Genomic DNA, 25,485 nt, shown 5'->3' on the forward strand with positions numbered 1-25,485 from the left:
ATCAGGGGCTCGCGTGGCCGTGCTGCGTTCGATGCGTGCAGCAGTCGATCGTGACGATCGTCCCGGGATTCGCCTCGCCAATGGCAACGCGAAAGTCGTGCAGCCGCACGATTGCCAGGACGATGCCGAGCCCGAGGCCGGTGCCCGGGAGGTGACGAGTCCGCTCGCTGCGATAGAAACGCCCCAGCACCGCGGCGCGTTCGCCAGGCGCGATGCCGGGTCCGTTGTCGGCGATGACGAGCTGCGCTCCGCGCGAGCCGGCGCGCAACTCGACCTGCACCGCGCCACCGCGCGGCGTGAATTTGATGGCGTTGTCGAGCAGGTTGCTCAACGCTTCGAAGAGCAGCGCGCGGTCGGCGTGGATGGGTTCGACCGGCGCCACGGCGACGTACATGTCAATGCCCTTTTCCTCGGCAAGCGGTGCATAGAGTTCGCATAGCTCGTGCACGAGGTCCGGCAGAGCGACGCTCGCGAAGCCGCGGCGGCGATCCATCGCACCGATCTCCGAAATGCGCAGGAGCGCAGAGAAACGATTGAGCACGGCATCGGCCTCCCCTCGCGCGCCAACGAGCACACCGGCGAGGACCGATTCGCCGCGCTGCTCCATGGCTTCGGCAGCGTGCGAGAGACGCAGGCGCAATCGCGTGAGCGGTGTGCGCAGATCGTGGGCGATACCGTCGCAGGCGCTTTTCACCTCGCCCATCAGGCGCTCGACTTCGTCGAGCATGCGGTTCACGAGATGGGCGAGCATGTCGAGTTCGTCGCGGCCGGCTACCGGCAGTCGCATCGCGAGATCGCCGTTCGCGATACCGCGCGTGGCGCGTTTGATCTGCGCGACGCGCCGGATCTGCCGCATGCTGAGCACGAGTCCGGCGCACAGGCTGCCGGTGAGGCACAAGAGGCCGCCGCCGAACAGCGCCTTCAGCAGTTCGTCACGCACGTGGCGCACGTCGGAGAGGGTGCGCGCTACGACGAGGCGCGCGCCATCGGGCCGAATCTCGCCCATGGCGCGCAGGGACGATCGCACGGAGCCGGGCTCGAGCACGAGCGTCTGGCCGCGCGTGTGCTGGTGGGATTGGCCATAGTGCCCCAGCGCAAGACCCGTGGGCATGACGCGGATATCGCCGGCGAGCCGGCGCCCGTCCGGTGCGAACAGGCCGTAGAAGTTATCGCGCCGGTCCGGACGCGTGAGGCGCGCGTCGATTGCGCTGGCGAGGCTCGCGTCGCTACGCGAATCGAAATACCGCAGTTGCCAGCGCAGGCCGCTGTCGGTCTCCCGCATCATCGCGCGCGTCACGGAGTAGTCGATCACGCCAAGCAACGCCATGAACGCGAGCGAAAAGATCGCGGCGTATGCGGTGAACCATCGGAACGTGGTCGTTCGCCAGTGGTCGCGGCCAATGTCCCGCACGTTCGGCGTTGCGCGCGACGACGCCGGAACGAACAGGCCGCGCCCGAGCGCAACCCAGGCAGGCAGGTTCATCGCGCGCCTCGCGTGGCGGTTGCCGAGTCGCGCAAGACCGACACACGTGCGGCTGCACGGCGTGCGCGCGCGGCTTTCTCGCTGACTGACATGGCGGCTCCCCGATGGCAATGAATGGTCGACCCAACGGCTTGCTGGCGAACCAGCGAACGCGGGTGTGCTCCTGCCCGGCCATCATAGTGGCGCACCCTGGATGCAACGGCATCACGGCAATGAAGAGCGCGTCATCTTCTTACTGCTGCGTGACGTGTACCTGTCATTTGTCAATGCGTGCGTACGCGAGGTCTCCTGTCACGCCCGCGTGGCGTAGATGAACCTTCTGTCATTCGGCTGAGCCCGATTCGGCATCAGCGCCTCCTTATCCTCGAATCCGCTTTATGCGCTTTTTTCATTTCGTTGCGGGTTCATCAAAAGGAGGATTCATCATGAGGTCATGGCTAAAGTTCGTATGGGTGCCGTTTGTGGGAGCGATGAGCGTAAGCGCGGTTGCCGCGCCGCATCTTACGCAGCAGGAATGTCACAGCTACCCGTTCGTCAAAACGGCTCACGAGGTCACACACGCGGATCTGATGCGGGAACTGAAAGAGCTCGAGGCGGTAGGTTACGAGCCGCACGCGGAAGACGAGAACTACCCGGCCGATATCGAAGCCGCCCAGCAGCGTCTCACGGATGTATATCGCAGTGATTGCTTGCCGCAGCACACGGCCGCCGCGGTGACCTTTCCCGCAAATTCAGACTGACATTGAATCGCTGGTCGCCCGTAGGTCACCGATGTATTTTGTGCAGTGCACCTTAGGCGGGTTCTGTAGCGTTTGGTGTGACCTTGATGTGACCTACAGGCAGCGGCCCCAATGGACCTTCGGTTGCTCCCATATCTGGTGACCTGAGCTGGGTAACCGGAAATGGGAGCCGCCGCCAGTACACAAATGCATTGCCCAGCTTGTTCGTTCTCGCCACCTGCATTGAAGCCGAGTCCTGAACCGGCGGGGCAGCCTCGCGAGCGCATGCCTCCCGATTTCGTCGTCACTCAGACGATCCCATAGGCAGTTACCTTGAAGAAGAAAGAGCCCCATAGGCGGAGACCATTTGAGTATTTTTCTCGGGAAATCAGCTACCTAAGTCTGGATTTGAATGTTAAATCTGAAGAATGGGGGGCTTAGGTAGTGATCTATGGTGCCCGCAAAGCGTTGATAGACGGGGTAGGTAACCAGGAATGGGGCCACGGAGGTTGGTGACCACTCACATGCGTTAAGGTCCCCGGTTTTGGGAGACGTATTTCTCATCGAACGCGTGTTTCAGTGTTTACCAATGACGCTTTAACAACTTTAGTAAACCTTTAGGCGCCTCAAACCCTTACCAGGCAAGGCTTTGCGGCCGGTTTGGTGACACGTTATGGGATTTGAGGTCCCGAGTATGGGAGTTTCAGGTTGTGGATATGGGACTTCGGTACCCGGGCATGGGGCTTACGGGTTGTGGATATGGGGGGAAGGTCGCGCGCTATGGGAAAAGGAGCGGTTTTGGCTTCAGGTCACTGTTTATGGGAGTCAAGGAAGGTCCCCGGCTATGGGCCGCATTGCCTTGTGTGGGGCGTTTCAACGGGCGCTTCGTCAGAATTCAGGTAACCGTCTTTGGGAAACCGCCTGGGTAACCAGTTATGGTGGCTTTTCGGGAGAGAAGGAGTGACGTCCCTGGATCCGATTCTGCAGCTCCCGCATGAATCCTTGCATGCGAAAAGGCTGCCTGGATGAAGGTAACAGGTTATGGGATCGGCGAAGGGTCACCTGATATGGGAGCGAATGCTGATTTGCGGATGTATGAGAGGCGTGTTCTTCGTCCGGTTGGGTAGCCATCTGTGGGAGGCGCGTCAGGTCACCATTTATGGGCGTCGTGCACCGGCCGGCACTTGCTTGATCCGTTCCAGCCAATCACGTCGATAGCAACGCAAAAGATCCCATGAACGGGTACCTGTGACGAGCAAATTGACGGAGTGAGTACTCACATTTTTCCTGAAGGTCACTGGCTATGGGATGGTTTACGGGGCGACGTGATGCAAAGGTCACCTGTTATGGGTTCGTGCGAGGGGGCGGCGCTGCGTGCTTCGGAGAGGTTCCCTGTGGCCATCGAGACGGGAAATTTCCGGCTGTCAATGCTCTTCGCCGTTGAGTGTCGTGCCGCGTCACGACTGCGTTTGCGGCCTTGAGTCACCTGATTGGTTGGTATACAGTTACCAACCGACCAGGTTCCCTTTCAACGTGGGTCATATGGCAAGAAAAAAGGCCGAAGCCGGCGACGCCGACAAGCAAGGTGCACTCGTATTTCAGCAAGGCCAGCCGCCTGATCTGTTCCGCAAGGCCGTCCCGGCGATTCATATCGCACCGAAGTCCGGGTCGATCAGCCTGCAACAGCGCAAGATGTTCAGTTCGCTGATCAAGAACGCCATTCGCCAGGACTCCCTCGACCGCGGCCGTTCGTCGTTCGAGATCACGATTTCCGCCCTCTCCCAGGACGTCGATCTGAATAGCAACAATACCGAGTACGTCAAGGAAACGATCAACTCGCTTATCAGCACGGTCGTCAACTGGGACTACCTCACGCAGGACAAGCGCAGCATCTGGAAGGCGTCCGGTTTGCTTGCCGGCGCCGAACTGGAGCGATCGGTATTGCGCTATACCTTCTCCGAACAGATTCGCGGCGAACTGCTCAATCCCGAAATCTACGCGATGATCGACATGCGCATCACGCGTCAGTTCAGGAAGGCGCATTCGCTCGCGCTGTGGGAGAACGTCGTGCGCTACGAGGCCGTGGGTGTGACCGCGCGCTTTCCGCTCGCGACGCTGCGCGATCTGATCCTCGGGCAAGATACGTCGGCGCAGTCGTACAAGCTTTACAAGCAATTCAAGAGCCGCGTGCTGGTGCCCTGCATCAAGGAAGTGAACGAGATCTCGGATCATCTATTCGAGCTCATCGAGCACAAGGTGGGACGCTCGGTTGTTGCCCTGCAGTTCCGTGTGACCCGTAAGCCGGAGACCGATCCGTCCCAAGAACTGCGTGCGAACGAGACGTTGCTGATTGGCGAGATGTCGAAGTTCAGTATTCCGGTTTCCGAGGCGCGTCGCCTGCTCAAGCAGTACGGCGAAGAAAAGATTCGCACGGCGGTGGCTTATACCGCGGCGCGCGTGGCACAGAAAAACGCAGCGCCGCTCGCGAACGTTGCGGCGTATTTCCGCAAGGCGCTAACCGAAGGCTACGAGCTGCCCGGTGCGAATGCCGTTGCACCCGGCTCCGACGCGAGCCGCGCGCGCGAAAGCCAGGATCAGGTGAAAGACCGCTACATCGCGGCGAAGATCAATGAGGCGCGTGCCTATTTCAATGAGCTGGAATACGACGACCAGACTGCGCTGATCAAGCGCTACAACGAGACGGTCGGCATGGACAAGCTCAAGGTATCGACGGCGAAGGTGCCGAGCAAGATGGCGTCGACGAACTTCTTCCGTTGGGTGGTGCTGGACACCTGGGGACAACCGACTGCTGCCGACCTGCTCGAATTCTTGTTGAGTGGACAGCAGGCGCCAGCGGCGGCCGAAGGGCTGCAGGCTGCGGAAATCGATCTTGCGTTGAAAGCGCGGGACGAGTAAAGGCGATGCAGGAAATGCAACGGCGGCCTCGGCCGCCGTTTTTTTGGGGCAACTCACGGTGAACACGTGGGGGTTGTACGCAAGGTAATTTGGTTAAATATAACGACCTAGAAAATATAGCCAAATATTCTGTTCAAAACGCCGCTGTATTACAGAAGCGCTCACTTTCTTCGTGGAGCCGCTGGTATCGACTGTGTGGATGCCATCGATTGATGTTCGTACTTCGTCGCGCAGTGCCACGGATGCGGATACTACTTTGTTGGCCGGTGCTTTGCACGTTTATCTCCACGTGGAGAGTTGCTGCTTCGAATGAATAAGGACTTGCCGGTTGGGCCATATGCGGCCGTGGGCTACCCGCTTGCTTTCGCGGCGGGGGCGGCGCCCGCTCACACGTAGCGCTCTTCCCGAAATGCACAGTGACGAATCTCCACGTGGAGATTCGATGGTCGCCCGTGCGGGCCGAATGGTTGTTCGGTCGCCCACTATGCTCGCCACACTGCTTGGCCTAAAGCGAGTCAACGCAATGAGTCTCCACGTGGAGAATTGCGTGCGGGTCCTCGATTCGATCACGCGACCAACAGATATCTCTAGCACACGTAACCTGAGTTGCCGTTCCATCGCCGCGTATGCATTCCACAACGTACATCAATGCTGCGGTTCACCGATTTGCGATTTTGGCATAGCCCTTTCGAAGACATTGTGGGATCTCCACGTGGAGATCGATTTCCGATTTCGTCGAAGCGTCACGAGCTATCCAATCTGATCGATCTTCAATGCATCGAGTTGTGCCCACTTCTTATCCGTTCGGCCAATTGGTTGTGAACTGGCAACGTCTGAGACGGAAATCCTAGAATTTACTTTAAGTTGCCGTTAGACTCCCGAATGACTTGCTGGAGTCTCCACGTGGAGAGTGTTCGTGGGAGACTCGTCCGCTGTTGAACAATTGGATGGAGAAACGAATGGGTCTCGTGATAGCCGTAGCGAACCAAAAAGGTGGCGTTGGAAAAACCACCACCAGCATGAATCTGGCTGGGGCATTTCAGGCGGAGGGCTATAAGGTCTATGTAGCCGATGCCGATGGCCAGCAATCTTGCATGAGTTGGTGTGCAGCGGCAGGTCCCGAAACGCCTCTGCCGTTTCGTGTCGGCAGCATTCATAAGCTGGAGAAGATGATCGGGCCGGAGATCGCAGCGCTGGCGAACGACTACGACGTCGTCATCGTCGATTGCCCGCCCAATATCAACGACTTGACGACCGCGCGTGTTCTCGCCGTTGCCGACGCTACTGTCATTCCGACCGACGCATCGCCGATCGACATCTGGAGTAGCGAAGGGATGATGGAGTTGGTCGAGCGCACACGCGTTGCCAATCCGGCTGGAAAATTCGCAATTTTGTTGAATAAATCTAATTCGAAGACGCTGCTGCACACGCAGATGAGTGCCATCCTCGCCGAAAGCAATGTCCGCGTGTTCTCGGCAACCATCAAGCAGCGAGAACTCTATCGCCAGGCAGCAGCGCTTGGCCGCACCGTCTTCGATGTGCGCGGCGTGCGCGGGGCGAAAGTCGCGAAAGACGAAATCAGCGCCGTGTACAACGAGATCATTGCGCTGGTTCAGGAAGAAGAAGAGGAGGTCGTCAATGGCCGCTAAGCTGAATTTCACCAGCAAAGTGCGTGCGGGCATGGCTGCTGAGCGTGCTTCGGCCGGCGAACGCCTCGCCGAAGCCGACGTCGTCAATATCGCGCAACGCGACGCGGGCGTACCCAATGTCGCACTCGATATCGTTGACACGCCGGTCGCGCAGCCTGCCGAAATCGCCGAGGCGCCGCTTTCGCTGCATGCGGTTCGGAAAATCTCGGTCGAGGATGTCGTCTCCAATCCGTACAACCCGCGCGCGTTCTACAGCGCCGAGACGATCGACGAACTGGCCGAGAGCTTTGCGACGCAAGGTCAGATCACGCCGATCCTGGTCACGAAACTCGCGGCGTTTCCCGGCCAATATGTGATCGTCGACGGCGAGCGCCGTATTCGCGCTGCACGCTCGCGCGGCGACAAGTTCATCGATGCCGATGTCCGGGAGGGTCTCGACAACCAGAACTTGTACCTGCGCGCCTATCACGCCAACAAGGAGCGCGAGGAGCAGACCGTATTCGACGACGCGCTCGCGTGGAAGAAGCTGCTCGACGACCGTGTCTACGTCGACCAGGTCGAGTTGGGCGTGGCCGTAGGCGAAGATCCGAAGCACATCAGCAAGGTCATCGCGCTCACGTCGCTGCCGCCCTATCTGCTGCAACGGATGGCGCAGAATCGCAAGGATGTCGGACTAGGGCACGCCTACAACATCAAGCTGATCTTCGACCGGGCTGGCGCCACGGTCGCCGAGCATTGGCTTGCGCAGGTGATCGAAGGGAAGGCGAGCGTGCGCAAGCTCGAGGCAGCAGCCTCGGCTGAAGCGGGCGCGCGCAGCGCGGGTCCGCGCCGTACGCATTACCAGTCCCGCGTCCAGTTCAATCGGCCGGACGGTGTCGCATTGGGTGAGCTGAAGCTGTTTGGCGACGGGCGCGCCGAGTTGAGCCTGAAGGGCATTGCGGCCGCCGATCAGCAGCGTCTGGCCGAGCGCATGAAGGCAGTTATCGAACAGTGGGCCTCGGAAATGAACACATCTGAGGCGACCTGAGCAACGCGAGTATTGGCTAACGGTAGCCGGGGAGGGCGTCGTCAGACGCCCTTTTTTGTTATTTCGGCCGCGCGACCCCTGCACAACCCGCGAGCGGGGTCGAATCCGTGAAACAGATGCGAAAGAATAAGAAGACAAACATAATTCTTTATAATCAACATGTTAGGTTGCATTTTCTAGAATGTTTCACGAAACATGTTAGCCTGCGCGGGGGTAAAGCGCGATTTTTACGCAGCTAACCGTACAGATATCCACGTTAGCCAAAAAACGTAGCAAATAAAACGTAATTCGTGGTGTATTGAGAAAGATGCGATTGTGAGCAATTGACAATACCTGTCTCCCCAGGTCATTCTTACAGACATGAACTGCCGCCTTTTCACGATTGCGCTGATTATTCGCACCATTCAACGAATGGTGGGTTAGCGTACGTCTGGCAGCAGTGACAACAACCCGCCCCAAGAGGCGGGTTTTTTGTTTCCGCCTCCTGGCCAAAACGAAAGTGAGTACAGGAGCCGTCATGCAGGTGCATCAAAGTCGTCCCGCCGCCAAAGAAAACGAAGCCACCGAAGCCGTCGTAGCCACTGATTCCGCTCAGCCGCGCCGCGACGAAAACGACTACCTCCGGAAAATTCTCACGGCGCGTGTGTACGATGCCGCCCGGGAAACTGAACTCGAGCGCGCCCCGAACCTCTCGGCGCGCCTGCGCAACGCCGTGTTCCTCAAGCGCGAGGACAACCAGCCGGTCTTCTCCTTCAAGCTGCGCGGCGCCTACAACATGATGGCGCACCTCTCGCCCGCGCAACTCGAGCGCGGCGTGATCACCGCCTCGGCGGGCAATCACGCTCAGGGCGTGGCGCTTTCGGCCGCGAAACTGGGCGTGAAGGCCGTGATCTGCGTGCCGGTGACCACGCCGCAGGTGAAGGTCGATGCGGTGCGCGCGCACGGCGGCGCGACCGTCGAGGTCGTGCAGGCCGGCGAGTCGTACAGCGATGCCTACGCCCACGCCGTGCGCCTGCAGGAAGCGCGCGGGCTGACCTTCGTGCATCCCTTCGACGATCCCTACGTGATCGCCGGCCAGGGCACGGTGGCGATGGAGGTGCTGAGCCAGCATCAGGCCCCGATTCACGCGATCTTCGTGCCGATCGGTGGCGGGGGCCTGGCTGCGGGCGTGGCGGCCTACGTGAAGGCCGTGCGCCCGGACATCAAGGTGATCGGCGTGCAGACCGACGATTCCTGCGCGATGGCGCAGTCGGTCAAGGCGGGCAAGCGCGTCGAACTCACGGAAGTCGGCCTGTTCTCGGACGGCACCGCAGTCAAGCTGGTGGGCGAGGAAACCTTCCGCCTGTGCCAGCAATATCTCGATGAAGTGCTCACAGTGGACACCGACGCCCTGTGCGCTGCGATCAAGGACGTTTTCCAGGACACGCGCAGCGTGCTCGAACCCGCGGGCGCCCTGGCCGTGGCGGGCGCGAAGCAGTACGCGGAACGCGAGGGCATCGAAGGCCAGACGCTGGTGGCGATCACCTCGGGCGCGAACATGAACTTCGACCGCATGCGCTTCGTGGCCGAGCGCGCCGAGGTGGGCGAGGCGCGCGAAGCGGTGTTCGCGGTGACGATCCCCGAAGAGCGCGGCAGCTTCAAGCGATTCTGCGAGCTGGTCGGCACGCGCAGCGTGACCGAGTTCAACTACCGCATCGACGACGCCGAGCGCGCGCACATCTTCGTGGGCGTGCAGATCCGCAACCGTGGCGAGTCGCAGCAGATCGCGAAGACCTTCGTCGATCATGGCTTCCCGACCGTCGATCTCACCGGCGACGAACTCTCGAAGCAGCACATCCGCTACATGGTGGGCGGGCGCTCGCCGCTCGCGCACGACGAGCGGCTGTTCCGCTTCGAGTTCCCGGAGCGGCCGGGCGCGCTCATGCGTTTCCTGTCGTCGATGGCGCCGAACTGGAACATCAGCCTCTTCCACTACCGCAACCAGGGCGCCGATTACAGCTCGATTCTGGTGGGTATCCAGGTGCCCGCAGCCGAGGACGCCGAATTCCGCAGCTTCCTCGCCACGCTCGGTTATCCGCACTGGGAAGAGACGCAGAACCCGGCGTATCGGTTGTTCCTGCAATGAAAATAGTCAGTCGTCCCACCAATCGGGATACCTGCATCCGAAGCGCATAAACAGCGAAGAGAGTGCAGGAAAACACCAGGCCCCGCGGCAGTGCGCGTCAGTATACTGAGCCACTGCTGCCGGGCGTGGTCGCCTCGGGAAGACTGGGCGCCGTGCGTTGGACTCACCTGGAGGAAGACAAACATGTTGCGCATCGCTCTTGGCTGTCTGATGGCTCTTTCCACGATGGTCGCCGGCGCACTGCCCGGCGTGGCACACGCGGATGCGGCGCATCCCGTCGTCGCGCTGCTGCCCGGCGTCACCGATCCCTTCTACTTCACGATGCATCGCGGCGCGGAGCGCGCGGCGAAGGAAGACAACATCCAGTTGTTGTTCCAGGTACCGAAGGCCTGGAACACCACGGAGCAGGTGCCGATCCTCAAGGCCTTTATCGCGAAGCGCCCCGACGTGCTGCTCGTTTCGCCCGTCGACAAGCAGCAGCTCATCGGCCCGCTCAAGGAAGCCGCCGATGCCGGCATCAAGGTCATCACCGTCGATACCTATATCGGCGACGGCCACTATCAAACCGGCAAGGGCGACGCCGACTTCCCGCTCTCCTATATCGCTTCGGACAACCTGGAAGGCGGCCGCGTAGCGGCGCGCGCGCTTGCCAAGGCAATTGGCGACAAGGGTACCGTCTATTGCGAGAACAACAAGCCCGGCATCTCCAGCACCGACGCGCGTGCGCAAGGTTTCATGGAGGAGATGAAGAAGCACCCCAACATCAAGGTGCTGGAAACGCAATACAACGAGGACGACGCCAATCGCGCCACTTCACACGTGGCGGCCGTGCTCGCGCGCAATCCCGATCTCGCGGGCGTGTTCGGCGCCAATACATTCTCGGGCGCGGGCGCGGCGCAAGGCGTGAAGAACGCGGGCAAGCAAGGCGTGGTGAAGGTCGTCGTGTTCGACGCCGTGCCGGGCATCGACGAGCAAATCAGGAGCGGCCTCGTCGATATCGCCATTGCGCAGCTTCCCGACGAGATGGGCTATACAGCCGTGAAGTTCGCCGGCGACGCCATCCACGGCAAGAAGATTCCCGCCTACAAGGGCACGGGCTTCGTGGTGCTGGACAAGTCGAACATCGACAAGCCGGAGATGAAGCAGTACATCTATTCGAACTAAGCCGCGCGAACGGAGCTACATGAACGACAAACGACTCGACAGGCTCGCGCTCGTCAGCAAGGTCTGGCCGTGGCTCTTTCTCGGCACTCTGCTCGTTTTCTTCGAGGCGTGGGCGCGCATCTCGGCGCATCGGTCGTTCGTGTTCAACGCGTACAACCTGCAGTCGATCGGCCTTGCTGCAAGCGCGCCGCTCTTGCTGGCCATCGGCCAGACCTTCGTGATCATCACCGCCGGCATCGATCTTTCGGTGGGCTTCGTGATGGGGCTCGCGGCGGTGTGCGTGGCGCAGTTCACGATTCCCGGCGGCGAATCGCCGTGGATCCTGCTGATGTCGATTCCGCTCACGGTTCTCGTGTGCCTGATTCCCGGCTTCGTGAACGGCGTGCTGATCGCGCGCCTTGGCGTGCCCGCGTTCATCGGCACGCTCGGCATGTATGGCGTCGCGCGCGGCGTGGGCTTTCTCGCCGCGGGCAGCGGCATGACCGTCGCCGTCAACAATCATGGTCTCGCGTGGCTCGGCGGCGGCTGGACGCCTGTGATCCTTACGGCCGTGCTGCTCGTCATCATGCACTTCGTGCTCTCGCAAACGCGCTTCGGTCAGTACACCTATGCGATAGGCGGCAATCCGCAGTCGGCGGTGCGCGCGGGCATCAACGTGCGCCGTCATCTGTTCGCGATCTATCTGATCGCGGCGGCTTTCGCGGCGGTGGGCGGCATCGTCTACACGGCACGCTTCGCGGCTGGCGCGGCCAATGCGGGCGAACCCATGCTGCTCGATTCGATCGCGGCGGTCGTGATCGGCGGCGCGAGCCTCTTTGGCGGCACCGGCAACGTCATCGGCACGCTGATCGGCGCGCTCATCATCGCCGTGATCGAATTCGGGCTCGTGTTCATCGACGTCAACGCGTTCTGGCAATTCATCGTGGTCGGCATCGTCATCATTCTTTCGGTGCTGATCGACCAGTACAAGGATCGCCTCGGAGGCGCGCAATGAGCGGTGCGAGCGCCACGCCGATTCTGGAGGCGCGCGACGTCTCGATCCGCTTTGGCGGCGTGGAGGCACTCAAGCGCGTTTCGTTGCGGCTCATGCCGGGCGAAGTGCTTGCGCTCGCGGGCGACAACGGCGCGGGCAAGTCCACGCTCATCAAGATTCTCTCGGGCGTCTATCGCGCCGATGCGGGCGATTTGCACTTCGACGGGAGCCCACTGCAATTGCGCGATCCGCAGGATGCGCGCTCGCAGGGCATCGAAACCATCTACCAGGATCTCGCGCTCGCCGACAATCTCGACGTGGGGAGCAACATCTTTCTCGGTCGCGAGCCCGTGCGACGGCGACTCGGCTTCCAGGTGATCGACCGGCCGCACATGGCGCGGGTGGCGCGCGAAGTGCTCGAGCGGCTCGATATCGTGATTCCGCCGCGCAAGCTCACGGGCCCAGTAAAAATGCTATCGGGCGGCCAGCGCCAGGCCATTGCGATAGGGCGTGCGATCTACTGGAACGCGCGCGTGCTGATCATGGATGAGCCCACCGCTGCGCTCGGCGTTCCCGAGCAACGCAAGGTGATGGAGTTGATCCGCGGACTCAAGGCGCAGGGCGTTGCCGTGATTCTCATCTCGCACAACCTGCACGATATTTTCGCCGTGGCCGAGCGCATCGTCGTGCTGCGGCGCGGAGAAGTGGCGGGCGAGCGGCGCGTGGCCGAAACCGATGGCGACGAGATCGTACGGCTGATGGTGGGCGACACGTATTCAAACGGCGCGCACTGAAACGTAACGTGCTGCGTTTGCCTGCGCCGCGCGCGCATTCGATGGACAATGTCGGCTCGAACCCTCACCGCAGTCCTGCTCCCGCCATGAACTACCTCGATCCCGCCGATATCACGAGCTGGCACGCGCACATCTATTTCGACGCGGCGACGCGCGACGCCGCATGGACCCTGCGCGAGGCGATCGAAGCCCGCTTTGGCGAGGCCGTGCAGATTGGGCGCTTTCACGAACGCCCGGTCGGGCCGCATCCAATGTGGTCGTATCAACTCGCCATACCGCGCGAGCGCTTCATGACGGTCGTCGAATGGCTTACGCTCAATCACGGCGCACTCGACGTGTTCGTGCATCCGAACACCACCGATGCGCTGCGCGACCATCGCGACGCCGCCGTGTGGATCGGCCATTCGCACACGCTCAATCTCGGCGCGCTCGGCGGCTGATCTTTGCGCGCAATGCGCCGCCCGGTCGCCTAGCTGCACGGCGCAAGGCGCGACTTTCAAGCGGGCGTCAGTGCCCGAACGATTCCGTCTTTGCCGCCGGCGATCCGCTCGCCTGCGGCCGCGCGGCCTGTTTGATCAGCAGCGCCGCGCCAGCAATGAGACCCGCGACGGCAACTGTCGCGAAGATGCCCGCGAACGTGAAGTGCCGGCGCGTCAGCTCGGCCACGAGGAACGAACCCGCAATGCCCCCGAAACGGCCGATGCCGAGCATCCAGGCCACGCCGGTGCCGCGTCCCTGGGTGGGGTAGAACGCGGCGGCGAGCGCGGGCATCGACGATTGCGCCGTGTTCATCAGCACGCCGGCCACGAACACGACGAGCACGAGCAGCGCCACGTTGCCCGCCGCCTGGCCGATGAGCCACACCGAAAGCGCCGTGAGCACGTAGCACGCGGCGATGATCCGGTTCGCGTTGAAGCGATCCATCAGCATGCCGCTCAGCACTGCGCCCACGCCGCCGAGCGGGAACAGCGCCGAGATCAGCGTGGCGCTCGAAGCCGTGAGGCCGGAGTCCTTGAGCAGCAGCGGCATCCAGTTGATCGACGCGTAGAAGATCACGAGCCCCATGAAATACGCGACCCACAGCATCACCGAGCCGACGAGGTACATCGGCGAAAGCACGACGCCAAGACCCTTGCTCTGCGTCTGCGGGGCGTGCTCCGTCATCGTGAACACCTGCGCTTTGGCGGCGTCGGGCGAAATGCGGGCGAGTGCGGCGCGGATGCGCTCGGCGGGCCGGTGATTCGCCACCATGTAGCGCACCGATTCCGGCATGCGCAGGAACAGCGGCACGGCGAGCACGAGCGGCGTGATGCCGCCGAGCACGAGCACGCTGCGCCAGCCGAAATGCGGAATCATCCACGCAGCGAGAAAGCCGCCGCAGGCCGCGCCGAGCGGAAAGCCGCAGAACATCAGATTGATCACGGTGGCACGGTTCCGGTCGGGGCAGTACTCGCCCATCATCGTGACCGCATTCGGCATCGCGGCGCCGAGGCCGACACCTGTAATGAAGCGCAGCCACGTGAGCTCGCCGATGCTGGTGGAGAACGCCGAGCCGAGGCAGGTCACACCGAACAGCAGCACCGAGCCGACCAGCATGGCGCGTCGCCCGAGCCGGTCGGAAAGCGGCCCGGACGCGAGCGCACCGCAAGCGAGGCCGAAGAGCGCCGCGCTCAAAACGGGTGCGAGCGCGGGCTTGGTGAGGCTCCATTCGCCGAGCAGCGAAGGCGCAATGAAGCCGATGGCGGCCGTGTCGAAACCGTCGAGCAGGACGATGACGAAGCACATCGCGAAGATGAACCACTGGAACGGCGAAAACGGATGTTCGTTGATGAAGGTCTGGACGTCGACGGCGCGCGGCTGGTCCATGGTTTTGTCTCCTGTCGACTGAGGTTGTCGTTGTATCGGCCCGCTATGGCGAGCCGCTTTTTCTGGTTTGCCTTACAACCTCGAATAGTAACCGCTGCGCGGTGTTTGCAGGAGAGCGTCATCGGGCGCGGTGGGCGGCCCTCTGTTAACCTGAAAGCAGCACGGCGAGCACGCGCGTGCTGCAAGCGTGTCGCGTAGCGCGACAAGGAGTTCCAGATGAAGCCTTTCTTCGCCCATGCATCCATGCCGTCCCTCGTGGCTTGCGCGATGCTGGCAGGCACGCCCGGCTATGCCGTTGCCCAACTGGCGCCGAATGACAACCTTCGCGCACCGCAAAACAGCCTCGCGCTCATGCCCAATGCGCAGCCCGGCAGCGAGTACCCGACCCACGGCAATCGACAGGCCGGCGAAATGCCGGTCGGCCCCACCGATCCGCGCGGGCAACTCGCGAACGGCCACCCGAACAACGCCGAGGCCGGCGGCTACGGCGCGCCGTTGGCGGGCGTGCGAAACGGCGCGGGCATGTGAGGACGGTGTGCGCGTCAGGTCCGCTCGGGTTGCCAGGCAAGCTGGGCCTCGAGCGTTTCGCCGGGCGCGAGCACGGTGCCGCCCACGTCGATGCGTTGCACCGTTCCTTCGTGACGCAAATTGAGCCAGTCCGTCGTGTTGCTGACGGGCTCCGCGCAGAAGTACGGCAGGCCGGGCGGGCAGAAGACGACAAAGAAGTCGAGCGGCGTGCTCGCGCGCAGCGCGAGACGCCGGCCTTCGTGCGGCCACTCGATCACTGCCTCGCGGCGCCAGCCGGAGAAGTTGTTGTCGAGATCGAAGTCGTCGACGATGAGTCCGGCCTGCAGCGCATCGACGGCCGGATGGGCGCTGAGCGACACCGGCAGGACTTCCGTGTCGATTTCCCACATGGCGCGCACGCGCGCGGCAATGCGCGTGCCGGGCGGGCGCGGATAGTACGGATGATGGCCGAGGCCGAACGGCATGGGCCGCGCGGCCAGGTTGCGCGCCCACAGGCGCACGGTGAGGCCGCTCGCGTCGAGCGTGAGATGCTGACGCGCTTCGTAGCGAAACGGCCAACCCGTGCCCGCGCTAGTGCGTGAATCGGCTTTGCGCGAAACGTGGGATTCATGCGCTTCGTGCGGCTCATGCAGGAAGTGCAGTGTGAGCGTATCGGCCGTTTGCGCCTCGACCGTCCAGGGCCGCCGCCAGGCGTGGCCATGCAGCGCGTGGCGCAGCGCGCCCGTGCCGCTCGGCAAATCGATCATCTCGCCTTCAAAGCGGAATCGTCCGTCGCGGATGCGATTGCAATACGGCATCAGCGGAAAGCTCGCCATGCCGAGCGGGTCGCGCGCGTCGATAGCGGCGCGCGTGGCCGGGCGCAGCCAGTGTGACGCCGGCCCCCTGCCGGCGGTCGTGTCGTAGAACGCAGCGATCGAGCCGCCCACGTGCGGCGCGACGAGTGCGCGCGTATTGCCGTGCGCGAGCGTGACGAGTTGACCGTCGCCCAGTGCGGCGGCGTCGAAAGCGGTCTCTGGGGGCGACGAAGGGAGCGGTCGGGCAGTCAAATGAGCAATCTCCAGTGAATCTGCTTATTACTAATAAAATATAATATAGGCGCTGAAATCGATGATGATGACGCCAAAAAATGGTGACATACGCCAATTGATGGCCCAAATTATTAGTGCTACGCTTCGGGCCAACAGCGCGGCCCCGAGCGCGCGCCGCCGCGCCGCGCAGCCCTCCCGCAGCCCCCTCAGATCCGATGAAAAAAACGACGCAACGCCGCCCGACCATGACCGACATCGCGAAGGCCGCGGGCGTGTCGCAATCCACGGTCTCTCTCGTGCTCAACGGCGCGGTGGGCGCCAAGCTATCCGAAGCGACGCGCCTGAAGGTGCACGAAGTGGCGCAGTCGCTTGGCTACCAGTTGCCGATCCGCGCGGTGCAGACGCCGGCCCCGGCGGGCGAGCGCAATCTCATCGTCTATCTCGCCGACGAAGTCTCGACGAGCCCTCACCCCGTCGTGAGCATCGACGGCGCGCGTGACGCCGCCTGGAACAACGGTTGCCTGCTCGCGGTGTTCTCGACGCACGGCAACGCGCAGATGGAGCAGCAGGTGCTGCAAACGCTCGCCATGCCGAATGTGCTCGGCGTGATCTACGCGACCGTGTACACACGCAAGGTGACGGTGCCGCCCGCGCTGCTGAAGGTGCCGGCCGTGCTGCTCAACTGCTACTCGTCCGATCACGCGCTTTCTTCGGTCGTGCCGGCCGAAGTGGCGGGCGGCCACACGGCCACGGAATACCTGATCGAGGCGGGGCACCGGCGTATTGGTTTCATCAACGGCGAAACCTGGCAGGACGCCGCGAAGGACCGCCTGAAGGGCTACCGCCAGGCGCTCGCGACCGCCGACCTGCTGTTCGACGAGCGTCTCGTGCGCGACGGCGACTGGAGTTCGGGCAAGGGTTTCGAGCTCACGCTCTCGCTGATGCGCGAGCCGAATCCGCCCACGGCGATCTTCTGCGCGAACGACCTGACGGCGATCGGCGCGATCGAGGCGCTCAAGCAACTCGGGCTGCGCGTGCCCGAAGACGTCTCGGTCATGGGCTACGACGACCAGGAAATCGCGCGCCACACTCATCCGCCGCTCACCACCGTCGTGCTGCCCAACTACGAGCTTGGGCGCTGGGCCGTCGAGACGCTGCTGCAGGAAGAGCAGAACCGCAGCGCCGGCGCGCCGGTACGCCACCGCACCGTGAAGCTCGACGGTCCGCTCATCGAGCGGACCTCGGTGTGCGCGCCCGACCCCGCCTCCCCCGTGAATACCCTCATTAATATCTCCGAAAATTGACTGGTAATATTAGTTGAAGCAGTGGTCGTAATAATTTGGTGTCGAGTCTGGTGCGGCACCCAATGGAACAAGAAAGACAAAAAAGCCGCGGTGGGGCCAAAGGCCCGCGCCGATCGTGTCATTCAACGCTTTGCATGGGGCCGGAGTGAGTGCAGAAGCACTCACTCCGGCCGACAGGAGACAGCCATGCGTCATCAACGAATCCAGTCAGCCCTCATTGCCGCCGGTCTTTGCTTTGCGAGCGCATTCGCCGCAAGCGCCTACGCGCAGACCGACAACGGCGCACAGAAAATCCAGTCGAATTCCAGCGAAAGCTGCACGAATCCCAAGCCGGGCGGCAAGAAGCTCAGCGACATGGTGGTGGGGTTCTCGCAGTCGGAGAATGAGCAGAACCCGTTCCGGGCGACCGAAACTGCCTCGGTGCGTGCCGCGGCGAAGGAAGCGGGCGTGAAGCGCCTCCTCTATACGAACGCGAACGCCAATCAGGCCAAGCAGGTCGCCGATATCGAAAGCATGATCAATCAGGGCGCCGAGGCGCTGATCATCGCGCCCAACGACTCCACCGGCCTGCAGCCCGCGCTCGCCCAGGCGCGCGCGAAGGGTATTCCCGTCGTGACGATCGACCGCCAGACGGCGGGTACGGTGTGCGACGACTTCATCACGTTCCTTGGCTCCGACTTCTACAAGCAGGGCGAGCGCGCGGCGAAGGCGCTGGCCGACGCCACGGGCGGCAACGCGATCATCGCCGAGATCCAGGGCGGCTACGGCAACACGGTGGAAAGCCAGCGCACCGACGGCTTCGCGAACGGCCTCAAACCCTATCCCGGCATGAAGATCATCGCGGCGCAGACCGCCAACTGGTCGACGACCGAGGCACAGAAGGTGATGGAGCAGATCCTGCTCGCGCACCCGGACGTCAACGCCGTCTACACCCACGCCGACACGATGACGGTCGGCGCGATCAAGGCGCTGCGCCAGGCCGGCAAGCTCAACGGCGTGAAGATCGTTTCGATCGACGGTACGAAGGAGATCGTCACGGATATCTCGAACGGCATTGTCGCCGCGGATGTCGAGACGAACCCGCGTTTCGGTCCGCTCGCCTTCAAGTCGCTGGAAGACTATCTCGCGGGCAAGCCGGTGCCGCAGAAGCAGATCATGGACGACGCGCTCTTCAACCGGACCAACGCGCAGCCTTCGCTCGCGCAGGGCAAGGTCTACTGAGCCGCGCCCATACGATGACGACGAGCGTCCCCGCGAATCGCACCGATTCCGCCGATTCCGCCATGATCGCCCAGCGCGCCGTGCTCGAAACGCACGGCGTTTCGAAAACCTTCGGTGTGGTGCGTGCGCTGCGCGACGTTTCGCTCACGCTGCGCGCGGGCGAGGTGCACGGCCTCGTGGGCGAGAACGGCGCGGGCAAGTCCACGCTGATCAAGGTCCTCACTGGCTTTCATCAGCCCGACTCGGGCGCGCTCACGCTCGACGGCGCGGACGTCGCATTCGACAGTCCGCGCGCGGCGCAGGGCGCGGGCGTGTGCGCCGTGTATCAGGAGATCAACCTGATACCGGAGCGCAGCGTGGCGGACAACATCTTCCTGTGTCACGAACCAAAACGGTTCGGCATCCTGATCGACAGGAAGCGCATGCTCGAGCGCGCCGCCGACATCGTGCAGCGCTACCGGCTCGCGGTCGACCCGGCCGCGCGTCTCGGTTCGCTCGGGCTCGGCGCGCAGCAGATGGTGGCCATTGCGCGCGGTGTTTCGCTGGGCGCGCGGGTGCTGATCCTCGACGAGCCGACTTCGGCCCTGAGCGGTGCGGAAGTGGACGTCCTGTTCGAAGTCGTCGATCGCCTGCGCGCCGAGGGTATTGCGCTGCTGTTCGTGAGTCATCGGCTGTCCGAGTGCTACCGGCTGTGCGATCGCTTCACGGTGATGCGCGACGGCGCCGTGGTCCGCACGGGTACGCCTGAAGAGCTGCCGCGTGCGGCATTGATCGCCGCCATGCTGGGTCGCGAGAGCGCAGGCGAGCATGCGTGGGCGGAGCGCTCGGGCAATGCCGACGCCGATGCCAACGCCACGCCGGCGCTGGCCGTCGATCATTTGCAGTGGGGCAACCGCGTGCGCGACGTGTCGCTGCGGGTGGCCCGCAAGGAGATCGTTGGTCTCGCCGGCCTGCTCGGCTCGGGCCGCACGGAAACCTTCAAGACGATTTTCGGCGCGCAGAAGGCCGACGGCGGCGAAGTCGATATCGCGGGCCGCGCGCTCACGCATGCGAGCCCGGCGCGCTCGATCGGTCGCGGCCTCGCTTTTCTTTCCGAAGACCGCCGCGCGGAAGGCATTTTTCCGCGTCTCTCGGTGCGCGAGAACATCGTCGCGAGCCTGCTGCCGCGCATTTCGCGCTTCGGCTTCATCTCGCGCGCGAAGGAGGCGCAGGTGGTGCGCGAGTCGATCGAGCGGCTCGGCATCAAGACGGCCGGTCCCGGCGCGCTCATCACGACGCTCTCGGGCGGCAATCAGCAAAAGGCGCTGATCGCACGCTGCCTCTCGACCCGCCCGACGGTGCTGCTGCTCGACGATCCCACGCGCGGCATCGACGTCGGCGCGAAGGAGGAGGTGCATCGCGTCGTGCAGGAGCTGGCCCGGGAGGGGCTTGCCGTGGTGGTCACGTCGTCCGAGATGGAGGAGTTGCTTGCGCTGACCGACCGCCTCGTCGTGCTCAACGAAGGCGCGACCGAGGGCGGCATGCCGACCGCGGGCGCCCACCCCGACGACGTGCTCGCCGTGCTGGCCGGCGCTGACCACGGCGATGGCACTGCGTGAGCCACTCCGCACCGAACCCGCCACAATCCACGACCACTGCTCCGATGGCGACCAACCTTGAGTCGAACGAGGCAAGCTTGAACCCCTCGAATCCTTCGAATTCCACGAACCGCCCCGTCTCTCCCGTGACCGGCGCCGCTTCGCGCATGCAGACGTGGCGCACCGTACTGCGCGAGCAAAGCGTGTACTTCGCGCTTGCCGTGCTCGTGGTGTTCAATCTGGTCGTCACGCCCGGCTTCTCGAATCCCTTCGCCGCGCGCAGCCTGCTGTTCGAGGCGGCGCCGATCGTCTTGATCGCGCTTGGCCAAAATCTCGCGATCGCGACGCGTGGCATCGATCTCTCCGTGGGATCGGTGATGGCGCTCGCCAGCGCGTCGATCGCCGTGTTCCTGCCGTATGGCGAGGGCCCGGCGCTCGTGGGCGCGGTCGCTGTGGGCGCCATAGTCGGCCTGTGCAACGGATTCCTCGTGGCGCTCCTCGCCATCGATCCGCTGATCTCGGGCCTTGCCTTGCTCGTCGCCGCACGCGGGCTCGCGCAGGCGCTGCTAGGCGGCTCACGCGTGAATCTGCCCGACACCCCCGCGTTCGACCTGCTCGGCGCGGGCGCGGTTGGCCCGCTGCCCATCGTCATGTTGATCGCGCTCGGACTCGCGGCCGTGGTGGCGTTCGTGGTGCGGCGCACGACCTTCGGACGCTACGCGATTCTCGTGGGCGCGAGTCGCGGTGCGGCGTTCCTCGCGGGCATTCCCGTGCGGCGCACGCTCTTTCTCGTCTATGCGGTGAGCGGCACGCTTGCCGGACTCGCCGGCGTGTTCGCTTCGTCACGGCTTGGCGCGGCCGATCCCAACTACGTCGGCGTGAACTTCGAACTCGATGCGATTGCCGCCTCGGTCATCGGGGGCACACCGCTTTCGGGCGGGCGCATCTCGATTGTCGGCGCGGTGTTCGGCGTGTTGCTGCTCCAGGTGCTCGACGCGAGCTTCATCATGAACAACATCAGCTTCACCTACGCGCAGATTCTCAAGGCGGTGTTTATCGTCGTTGCACTCTACCTGCAACGCTCGGGAGGCTGACGCGATGCAAAAGGACACGCAATCCGCGGCACAAACCGTCGCTGCACCGGGCGCGAACCGGCGCGCGCAATTGATCGCGCTCGTGCAGTCGCGCGGGGCGATCGCGATGCTCGTGGTCGTCGCGCTCGTCGCCGGCATGGTATTTCCCGACTTCCTGCGCCCCGCGAACCTCGCCGACATCGCCTCGAACGGCGCGTTTCTCGGGCTGGTGGCCGTGGGGCAAAGCATCGTCATCATCCTGGGCGGATTCGATCTTTCCGTCGGGTCGATGGTCGGACTCGGCACGGTGCTGGCCGCCTATGCCGCACCCTATGGGTGGGGCGCCGCGCTGCTCGCCCCGGTGGCTGCGGGTTTCGCCGTGGGTCTGGTGAACGGCGTGTTGATCGCTCGCGCACGCATGGCGCCGTTCATCGTCACGCTCGCCGCGCTGCTTGGCCTCAAGGGGCTCGCGCTCGTGCTCGCGAGCCAGGATCTGCTCATTGCCAATCCGGGTTTCTTCGCGCGCATCGCCAATGGCTCGATGTTTGGCGTTAACAATCTCATTTGGGTGCTCGTGGCCGTTTATGCGCTCGGCGGCGCGCTGCTCAACCACACGCGCTTTGGCGCGGCGATCTTCGCGATCGGTGGCAACGAAGAGGCGGCGCGCATGCTGGGCGTGCGTGTGGAGCGCGTGAAGATACTCGCCTATGGATTGTCCGGTGCGCTGGCCGGTCTCTCGGGGGCGCTGCTGGCTTCGCATCTGGACTCGGGATTGTCGGGGGCGGGGACCGGCTATGAATTGCAGTCGATCGCCGCGGCCGTGATCGGCGGCGTATTGCTCACGGGCGGTGTGGGGACGATGGCTGGACCGCTGGCCGGCGTGCTGCTGCTCGGTGTCATCGACAATGTGATCAATCAGGTCGGCACGCTGAGCCCCTACTATCAGAACCTCGCGAGCGGTGCGTTTCTGCTTGCCGCGGTGATTGTGCAGACCGTGCTCACCGGCCGCCGGCATGGCGCCGCGCGGGCTGCGGGCGCGACGCGGCGGCGCGCTGTGGCGGGTTCGTAGTGGATGGTGTCCCGAGTCGCCGGTTCCGTATGGGGTTGTCAGGCGAGTTCGGCTGACGGCGCGCCTATTGATGGGAAACGCTCAGCTTCACGCGCGTAGAGCCATCGGTCTGCGCCGTGATCTCTGTCCGGCTGCCGCGCTGTCCCAGATAGAAATGCTGACGGCCCGGCGAGTTCACGTCGTGGGTTGCGTCGGGCAGACACGAGGCGATGTCGGCGCCTACCCCTTCAAGTGCGTTCGTCCCCGATCCTGTGTCGCGTGCGCTCCAGGCGCACTGAAAACTCCCACCGCTCGTTGCGCATTGCGCGTCGTCGCCATAGGGCTGCGCGACGGCGCGTCCGTCGTCGGGACTCAGGGAGGCAAAATGCTGCGGTGCAGCCGCGACGATGCGCTTGAGCGCTGCGCAGGGGCTTGCGCTGTCGTCCGCATGAACGGTCAGGGGGACGCCCGGTATGACAATAGCCGAGCAAAGCGTGAGGATCCTGATAACCGGCAGGTTCATGGCGTTCCGCTGCATGTGAGAGCAGCGCCTCATCGTGGCAAGTGAGGGTAGCGGTGCAAGCGGCGTGCCGGGAATAGGGATTGCAGGATAGCGCCGGGCTACTCGTCACGAGGAGAACGCCATGAGCAAACCGTTCGATCGCTTGATGAAAGCGGGCGCATTACTGGTGGGTCTGACGTTTGCGATTGCGAGCAGCGGCGAGTCGCGCGACGAGCAGGAACACGCGTGCCGCGGCGATGCGTTCCACTTTTGCGCGAGTGCGATTCCGAACAAGGAGAAGATCGCAGCGTGCATGAAGCAGCACTACGATGAACTCTCGCCGCCATGCAAGGCGATGTTCGACCGGCCGGCGAAGGGCGGTCAGAAGTCGTAAGCGCTAGTGGCGGACAGTGAAAAGAGGCGCGCTGCGCCTCTTTTCAATCGAGTCGATGAAAAAGGCTTGCGGGCTCGCGATCGAGGCGCTAAGATTCGCCCCCTTCGCTGTTCGATGTCTCTGACGTCAGGGCAGCGAGGGCCGCCGCGGAAACCGGCGGACGCAGGAGTCGGCAGCTTTTTTAAGCGGTGAGCGAAAAAAAGGGGTTGACGAAGCGAAAAAGATTCTTCATAATCTCGTTTCTCTGCTGCTGACGCAGCAACGCAGAAAACGCCGGGCAGTGCGAAGTTGATAACGGCGCTTTCGCGAACGATCTTTAAAAATTTACAGCCGATAAGTGTGGGCGCTTGATGCGGTGGCGACCCGGATTCGTTCTTCGGAATGAGGCCGGGAGCAGCAAAAGTATCAAGAGTCTCACACTAAAGTAAGTCAGGTTTTTGAATTTATTCAATGACCTGTCAGCTTTGAGTGAGCGACCGGTTCGAGAGAACCGAAAACAGTAACAGGTTTAAACTGAAGAGTTTGATCCTGGCTCAGATTGAACGCTGGCGGCATGCCTTACACATGCAAGTCGAACGGCAGCACGGGTGCTTGCACCTGGTGGCGAGTGGCGAACGGGTGAGTAATACATCGGAACGTGTCCTGTAGTGGGGGATAGCCCGGCGAAAGCCGGATTAATACCGCATACGATCTACGGATGAAAGCGGGGGACCTTCGGGCCTCGCGCTATAGGGGCGGCCGATGGCGGATTAGCTAGTTGGTGGGGTAAAGGCCCACCAAGGCGACGATCCGTAGCTGGTCTGAGAGGACGACCAGCCACACTGGGACTGAGACACGGCCCAGACTCCTACGGGAGGCAGCAGTGGGGAATTTTGGACAATGGGCGAAAGCCTGATCCAGCAATGCCGCGTGTGTGAAGAAGGCCTTCGGGTTGTAAAGCACTTTTGTCCGGAAAGAAATCCTTTGGGTTAATACCTCAGGGGGATGACGGTACCGGAAGAATAAGCACCGGCTAACTACGTGCCAGCAGCCGCGGTAATACGTAGGGTGCGAGCGTTAATCGGAATTACTGGGCGTAAAGCGTGCGCAGGCGGTGATGTAAGACCGATGTGAAATCCCCGGGCTTAACCTGGGAACTGCATTGGTGACTGCATCGCTGGAGTATGGCAGAGGGGGGTAGAATTCCACGTGTAGCAGTGAAATGCGTAGAGATGTGGAGGAATACCGATGGCGAAGGCAGCCCCCTGGGCCAATACTGACGCTCATGCACGAAAGCGTGGGGAGCAAACAGGATTAGATACCCTGGTAGTCCACGCCCTAAACGATGTCAACTGGTTGTCGGGCCTTCATTGGCTTGGTAACGTAGCTAACGCGTGAAGTTGACCGCCTGGGGAGTACGGTCGCAAGATTAAAACTCAAAGGAATTGACGGGGACCCGCACAAGCGGTGGATGATGTGGATTAATTCGATGCAACGCGAAAAACCTTACCTACCCTTGACATGTACGGAATCCTGCTGAGAGGTGGGAGTGCCCGAAAGGGAGCCGTAACACAGGTGCTGCATGGCTGTCGTCAGCTCGTGTCGTGAGATGTTGGGTTAAGTCCCGCAACGAGCGCAACCCTTGTCCCTAGTTGCTACGCAAGAGCACTCGAGGGAGACTGCCGGTGACAAACCGGAGGAAGGTGGGGATGACGTCAAGTCCTCATGGCCCTTATGGGTAGGGCTTCACACGTCATACAATGGTCGGAACAGAGGGTTGCCAAGCCGCGAGGTGGAGCCAATCCCAGAAAACCGATCGTAGTCCGGATCGCAGTCTGCAACTCGACTGCGTGAAGCTGGAATCGCTAGTAATCGCGGATCAGCATGCCGCGGTGAATACGTTCCCGGGTCTTGTACACACCGCCCGTCACACCATGGGAGTGGGTTTTGCCAGAAGTGGCTAGTCTAACCGCAAGGAGGACGGTCACCACGGCAGGATTCATGACTGGGGTGAAGTCGTAACAAGGTAGCCGTATCGGAAGGTGCGGCTGGATCACCTCCTTTCCAGAGCTCATCGCTCACACGCGTTTTAAGCGCTCACACTTGTCGGCTGTA

20 protein-coding genes and 1 rRNA gene are annotated in these 25,485 nt (G+C 62.7%); 17 read left to right on the top strand and 4 right to left on the bottom strand.

The features are described 5' to 3' along the window. Nucleotide 1 precedes the first annotated feature (1 nt). On the bottom strand, nucleotides 2-1,483 hold the full coding sequence (locus FAZ97_RS33445) for a sensor histidine kinase (RefSeq protein WP_158763030.1): 1,482 nt from the start codon (nucleotides 1,481-1,483) through the stop codon (nucleotides 2-4). A 377-nt stretch (nucleotides 1,484-1,860) separates the two neighbouring features. Between FAZ97_RS33445 and FAZ97_RS33450 the strand changes: the two genes are divergently transcribed. From FAZ97_RS33450 to FAZ97_RS33490, 9 genes are all read left to right on the top strand, one after another. Then, nucleotides 1,861-2,223: a DUF4148 domain-containing protein gene (locus FAZ97_RS33450; protein WP_407671929.1), complete on the top strand. Its 363-nt coding sequence runs from the start codon at nucleotides 1,861-1,863 to the stop codon at nucleotides 2,221-2,223. A gap of 1,521 nt (nucleotides 2,224-3,744) precedes the next feature. Continuing rightward, nucleotides 3,745-5,118, top strand: coding sequence for a replication initiation protein (locus FAZ97_RS33455; RefSeq protein ID WP_158763031.1), 1,374 nt, complete (start codon nucleotides 3,745-3,747; stop codon nucleotides 5,116-5,118). 959 nt (nucleotides 5,119-6,077) lie between these two features. Next, complete coding sequence (gene parA, locus FAZ97_RS33460; protein WP_158763032.1) at nucleotides 6,078-6,767, top strand: ParA family partition ATPase; 690 nt, start codon at nucleotides 6,078-6,080, stop codon at nucleotides 6,765-6,767. After that, the gene (locus FAZ97_RS33465; protein WP_158763033.1) at nucleotides 6,757-7,794 is read left to right on the top strand and encodes a ParB/RepB/Spo0J family partition protein; all 1,038 of its coding nucleotides are present in this window, start codon (nucleotides 6,757-6,759) and stop codon (nucleotides 7,792-7,794) included. The genes parA and FAZ97_RS33465 overlap by 11 nt, the downstream gene beginning before the upstream one ends. A gap of 517 nt (nucleotides 7,795-8,311) precedes the next feature. Beyond that, nucleotides 8,312-9,919, top strand: a complete 1,608-nt coding sequence (gene ilvA / locus FAZ97_RS33470) for a threonine ammonia-lyase, biosynthetic (RefSeq protein ID WP_158763034.1) — start codon at nucleotides 8,312-8,314, stop codon at nucleotides 9,917-9,919. A gap of 183 nt (nucleotides 9,920-10,102) precedes the next feature. Then, nucleotides 10,103-11,083 carry an ABC transporter substrate-binding protein gene (locus tag FAZ97_RS33475; protein WP_199272215.1) on the top strand — a complete coding sequence of 327 codons (981 nt, stop codon included), beginning with the start codon at nucleotides 10,103-10,105 and terminating at the stop codon, nucleotides 11,081-11,083. Between the two features lie 19 nt (nucleotides 11,084-11,102). After that, on the top strand, nucleotides 11,103-12,077 hold the full coding sequence (locus tag FAZ97_RS33480; protein WP_158763035.1) for an ABC transporter permease subunit: 975 nt from the start codon (nucleotides 11,103-11,105) through the stop codon (nucleotides 12,075-12,077). Continuing rightward, the gene (locus tag FAZ97_RS33485) at nucleotides 12,074-12,850 is read left to right on the top strand and encodes an ATP-binding cassette domain-containing protein (RefSeq protein WP_158763036.1); all 777 of its coding nucleotides are present in this window, start codon (nucleotides 12,074-12,076) and stop codon (nucleotides 12,848-12,850) included. Before FAZ97_RS33480 ends, FAZ97_RS33485 begins: the two co-directional genes overlap by 4 nt. 86 nt (nucleotides 12,851-12,936) lie before the next feature. Continuing rightward, a complete protein-coding gene (locus tag FAZ97_RS33490) occupies nucleotides 12,937-13,290 on the top strand; it encodes a DOPA 4,5-dioxygenase family protein (RefSeq protein WP_158763390.1) in 354 nt (117 codons plus the stop codon). A gap of 67 nt (nucleotides 13,291-13,357) precedes the next feature. Here FAZ97_RS33490 and FAZ97_RS33495 read toward each other — a convergent pair whose 3' ends face one another. Further along, on the bottom strand, nucleotides 13,358-14,716 hold the full coding sequence (locus FAZ97_RS33495) for an MFS transporter (protein ID WP_158763037.1): 1,359 nt from the start codon (nucleotides 14,714-14,716) through the stop codon (nucleotides 13,358-13,360). Nucleotides 14,717-14,983: 267 nt separating this feature from the next. Between FAZ97_RS33495 and FAZ97_RS33500 the strand changes: the two genes are divergently transcribed. Further along, nucleotides 14,984-15,244 (top strand): hypothetical protein, encoded by a 261-nt coding sequence (locus FAZ97_RS33500; protein ID WP_233272027.1) that lies wholly within the window; start codon nucleotides 14,984-14,986, stop codon nucleotides 15,242-15,244. Nucleotides 15,245-15,258: 14 nt separating this feature from the next. Here the strand turns inward: FAZ97_RS33500 and FAZ97_RS33505 are convergent, their stop codons facing one another. Next, nucleotides 15,259-16,290 (bottom strand): aldose 1-epimerase, encoded by a 1,032-nt coding sequence (locus FAZ97_RS33505; RefSeq protein WP_325073255.1) that lies wholly within the window; start codon nucleotides 16,288-16,290, stop codon nucleotides 15,259-15,261. Nucleotides 16,291-16,487: 197 nt separating this feature from the next. Here FAZ97_RS33505 and FAZ97_RS33510 point away from each other — a divergent pair, with 197 nt between their 5' ends. From FAZ97_RS33510 to FAZ97_RS33530, 5 genes are all read left to right on the top strand, one after another. Further along, nucleotides 16,488-17,576 (top strand): LacI family DNA-binding transcriptional regulator, encoded by a 1,089-nt coding sequence (locus tag FAZ97_RS33510; RefSeq protein ID WP_158763039.1) that lies wholly within the window; start codon nucleotides 16,488-16,490, stop codon nucleotides 17,574-17,576. 186 nt (nucleotides 17,577-17,762) lie between these two features. Next, nucleotides 17,763-18,797, top strand: a complete 1,035-nt coding sequence (locus FAZ97_RS33515; protein WP_158763040.1) for an ABC transporter substrate-binding protein — start codon at nucleotides 17,763-17,765, stop codon at nucleotides 18,795-18,797. A gap of 14 nt (nucleotides 18,798-18,811) precedes the next feature. Next, nucleotides 18,812-20,395, top strand: coding sequence for a sugar ABC transporter ATP-binding protein (locus FAZ97_RS33520; RefSeq protein WP_158763041.1), 1,584 nt, complete (start codon nucleotides 18,812-18,814; stop codon nucleotides 20,393-20,395). A 77-nt stretch (nucleotides 20,396-20,472) separates the two neighbouring features. Beyond that, a complete protein-coding gene (locus FAZ97_RS33525; RefSeq protein ID WP_233271950.1) occupies nucleotides 20,473-21,468 on the top strand; it encodes an ABC transporter permease in 996 nt (331 codons plus the stop codon). 4 nt (nucleotides 21,469-21,472) lie between these two features. Next, nucleotides 21,473-22,516 carry an ABC transporter permease gene (locus FAZ97_RS33530; protein WP_158763042.1) on the top strand — a complete coding sequence of 348 codons (1,044 nt, stop codon included), beginning with the start codon at nucleotides 21,473-21,475 and terminating at the stop codon, nucleotides 22,514-22,516. Between the two features lie 64 nt (nucleotides 22,517-22,580). On the opposite strand, the gene FAZ97_RS33535 is transcribed toward FAZ97_RS33530, so the two are convergent. Next, complete coding sequence (locus tag FAZ97_RS33535) at nucleotides 22,581-23,018, bottom strand: hypothetical protein (protein WP_199272216.1); 438 nt, start codon at nucleotides 23,016-23,018, stop codon at nucleotides 22,581-22,583. Between the two features lie 145 nt (nucleotides 23,019-23,163). Between FAZ97_RS33535 and FAZ97_RS33540 the strand changes: the two genes are divergently transcribed. Then, nucleotides 23,164-23,391: a hypothetical protein gene (locus FAZ97_RS33540; RefSeq protein WP_158763393.1), complete on the top strand. Its 228-nt coding sequence runs from the start codon at nucleotides 23,164-23,166 to the stop codon at nucleotides 23,389-23,391. A gap of 510 nt (nucleotides 23,392-23,901) precedes the next feature. Continuing rightward, nucleotides 23,902-25,434, top strand: a 16S ribosomal RNA gene (locus FAZ97_RS33545). Nucleotides 25,435-25,485 lie beyond the last annotated feature (51 nt).

Origin of the sequence: Paraburkholderia acidiphila (assembly GCF_009789655.1) — a bacterium.
In the GTDB taxonomy this organism is placed as follows: Bacteria; Pseudomonadota; Gammaproteobacteria; order Burkholderiales; family Burkholderiaceae; genus Paraburkholderia; species Paraburkholderia acidiphila.

Coding starts and splice junctions, on each gene's coding strand:
- FAZ97_RS33530 (WP_158763042.1), top strand. CDS start 21,473: ATGCAAAAGGACACGCAATCCGCGGCACAAACCGTCGCTGCACCGGGC.
- FAZ97_RS33475 (WP_199272215.1), top strand. CDS start 10,103: ATGTTGCGCATCGCTCTTGGCTGTCTGATGGCTCTTTCCACGATGGTC.
- FAZ97_RS33465 (WP_158763033.1), top strand. CDS start 6,757: ATGGCCGCTAAGCTGAATTTCACCAGCAAAGTGCGTGCGGGCATGGCT.
- FAZ97_RS33535 (WP_199272216.1), bottom strand. CDS start 23,018: ATGAACCTGCCGGTTATCAGGATCCTCACGCTTTGCTCGGCTATTGTC.
- FAZ97_RS33495 (WP_158763037.1), bottom strand. CDS start 14,716: ATGGACCAGCCGCGCGCCGTCGACGTCCAGACCTTCATCAACGAACAT.
- FAZ97_RS33520 (WP_158763041.1), top strand. CDS start 18,812: ATGACGACGAGCGTCCCCGCGAATCGCACCGATTCCGCCGATTCCGCC.
- FAZ97_RS33445 (WP_158763030.1), bottom strand. CDS start 1,483: ATGAACCTGCCTGCCTGGGTTGCGCTCGGGCGCGGCCTGTTCGTTCCG.
- FAZ97_RS33490 (WP_158763390.1), top strand. CDS start 12,937: ATGAACTACCTCGATCCCGCCGATATCACGAGCTGGCACGCGCACATC.
- FAZ97_RS33515 (WP_158763040.1), top strand. CDS start 17,763: ATGCGTCATCAACGAATCCAGTCAGCCCTCATTGCCGCCGGTCTTTGC.
- FAZ97_RS33455 (WP_158763031.1), top strand. CDS start 3,745: ATGGCAAGAAAAAAGGCCGAAGCCGGCGACGCCGACAAGCAAGGTGCA.
- FAZ97_RS33540 (WP_158763393.1), top strand. CDS start 23,164: ATGAAAGCGGGCGCATTACTGGTGGGTCTGACGTTTGCGATTGCGAGC.
- ilvA (WP_158763034.1), top strand. CDS start 8,312: ATGCAGGTGCATCAAAGTCGTCCCGCCGCCAAAGAAAACGAAGCCACC.
- FAZ97_RS33450 (WP_407671929.1), top strand. CDS start 1,861: ATGCGCTTTTTTCATTTCGTTGCGGGTTCATCAAAAGGAGGATTCATC.
- FAZ97_RS33480 (WP_158763035.1), top strand. CDS start 11,103: ATGAACGACAAACGACTCGACAGGCTCGCGCTCGTCAGCAAGGTCTGG.
- FAZ97_RS33510 (WP_158763039.1), top strand. CDS start 16,488: ATGAAAAAAACGACGCAACGCCGCCCGACCATGACCGACATCGCGAAG.
- parA (WP_158763032.1), top strand. CDS start 6,078: ATGGGTCTCGTGATAGCCGTAGCGAACCAAAAAGGTGGCGTTGGAAAA.
- FAZ97_RS33485 (WP_158763036.1), top strand. CDS start 12,074: ATGAGCGGTGCGAGCGCCACGCCGATTCTGGAGGCGCGCGACGTCTCG.
- FAZ97_RS33500 (WP_233272027.1), top strand. CDS start 14,984: ATGCTGGCAGGCACGCCCGGCTATGCCGTTGCCCAACTGGCGCCGAAT.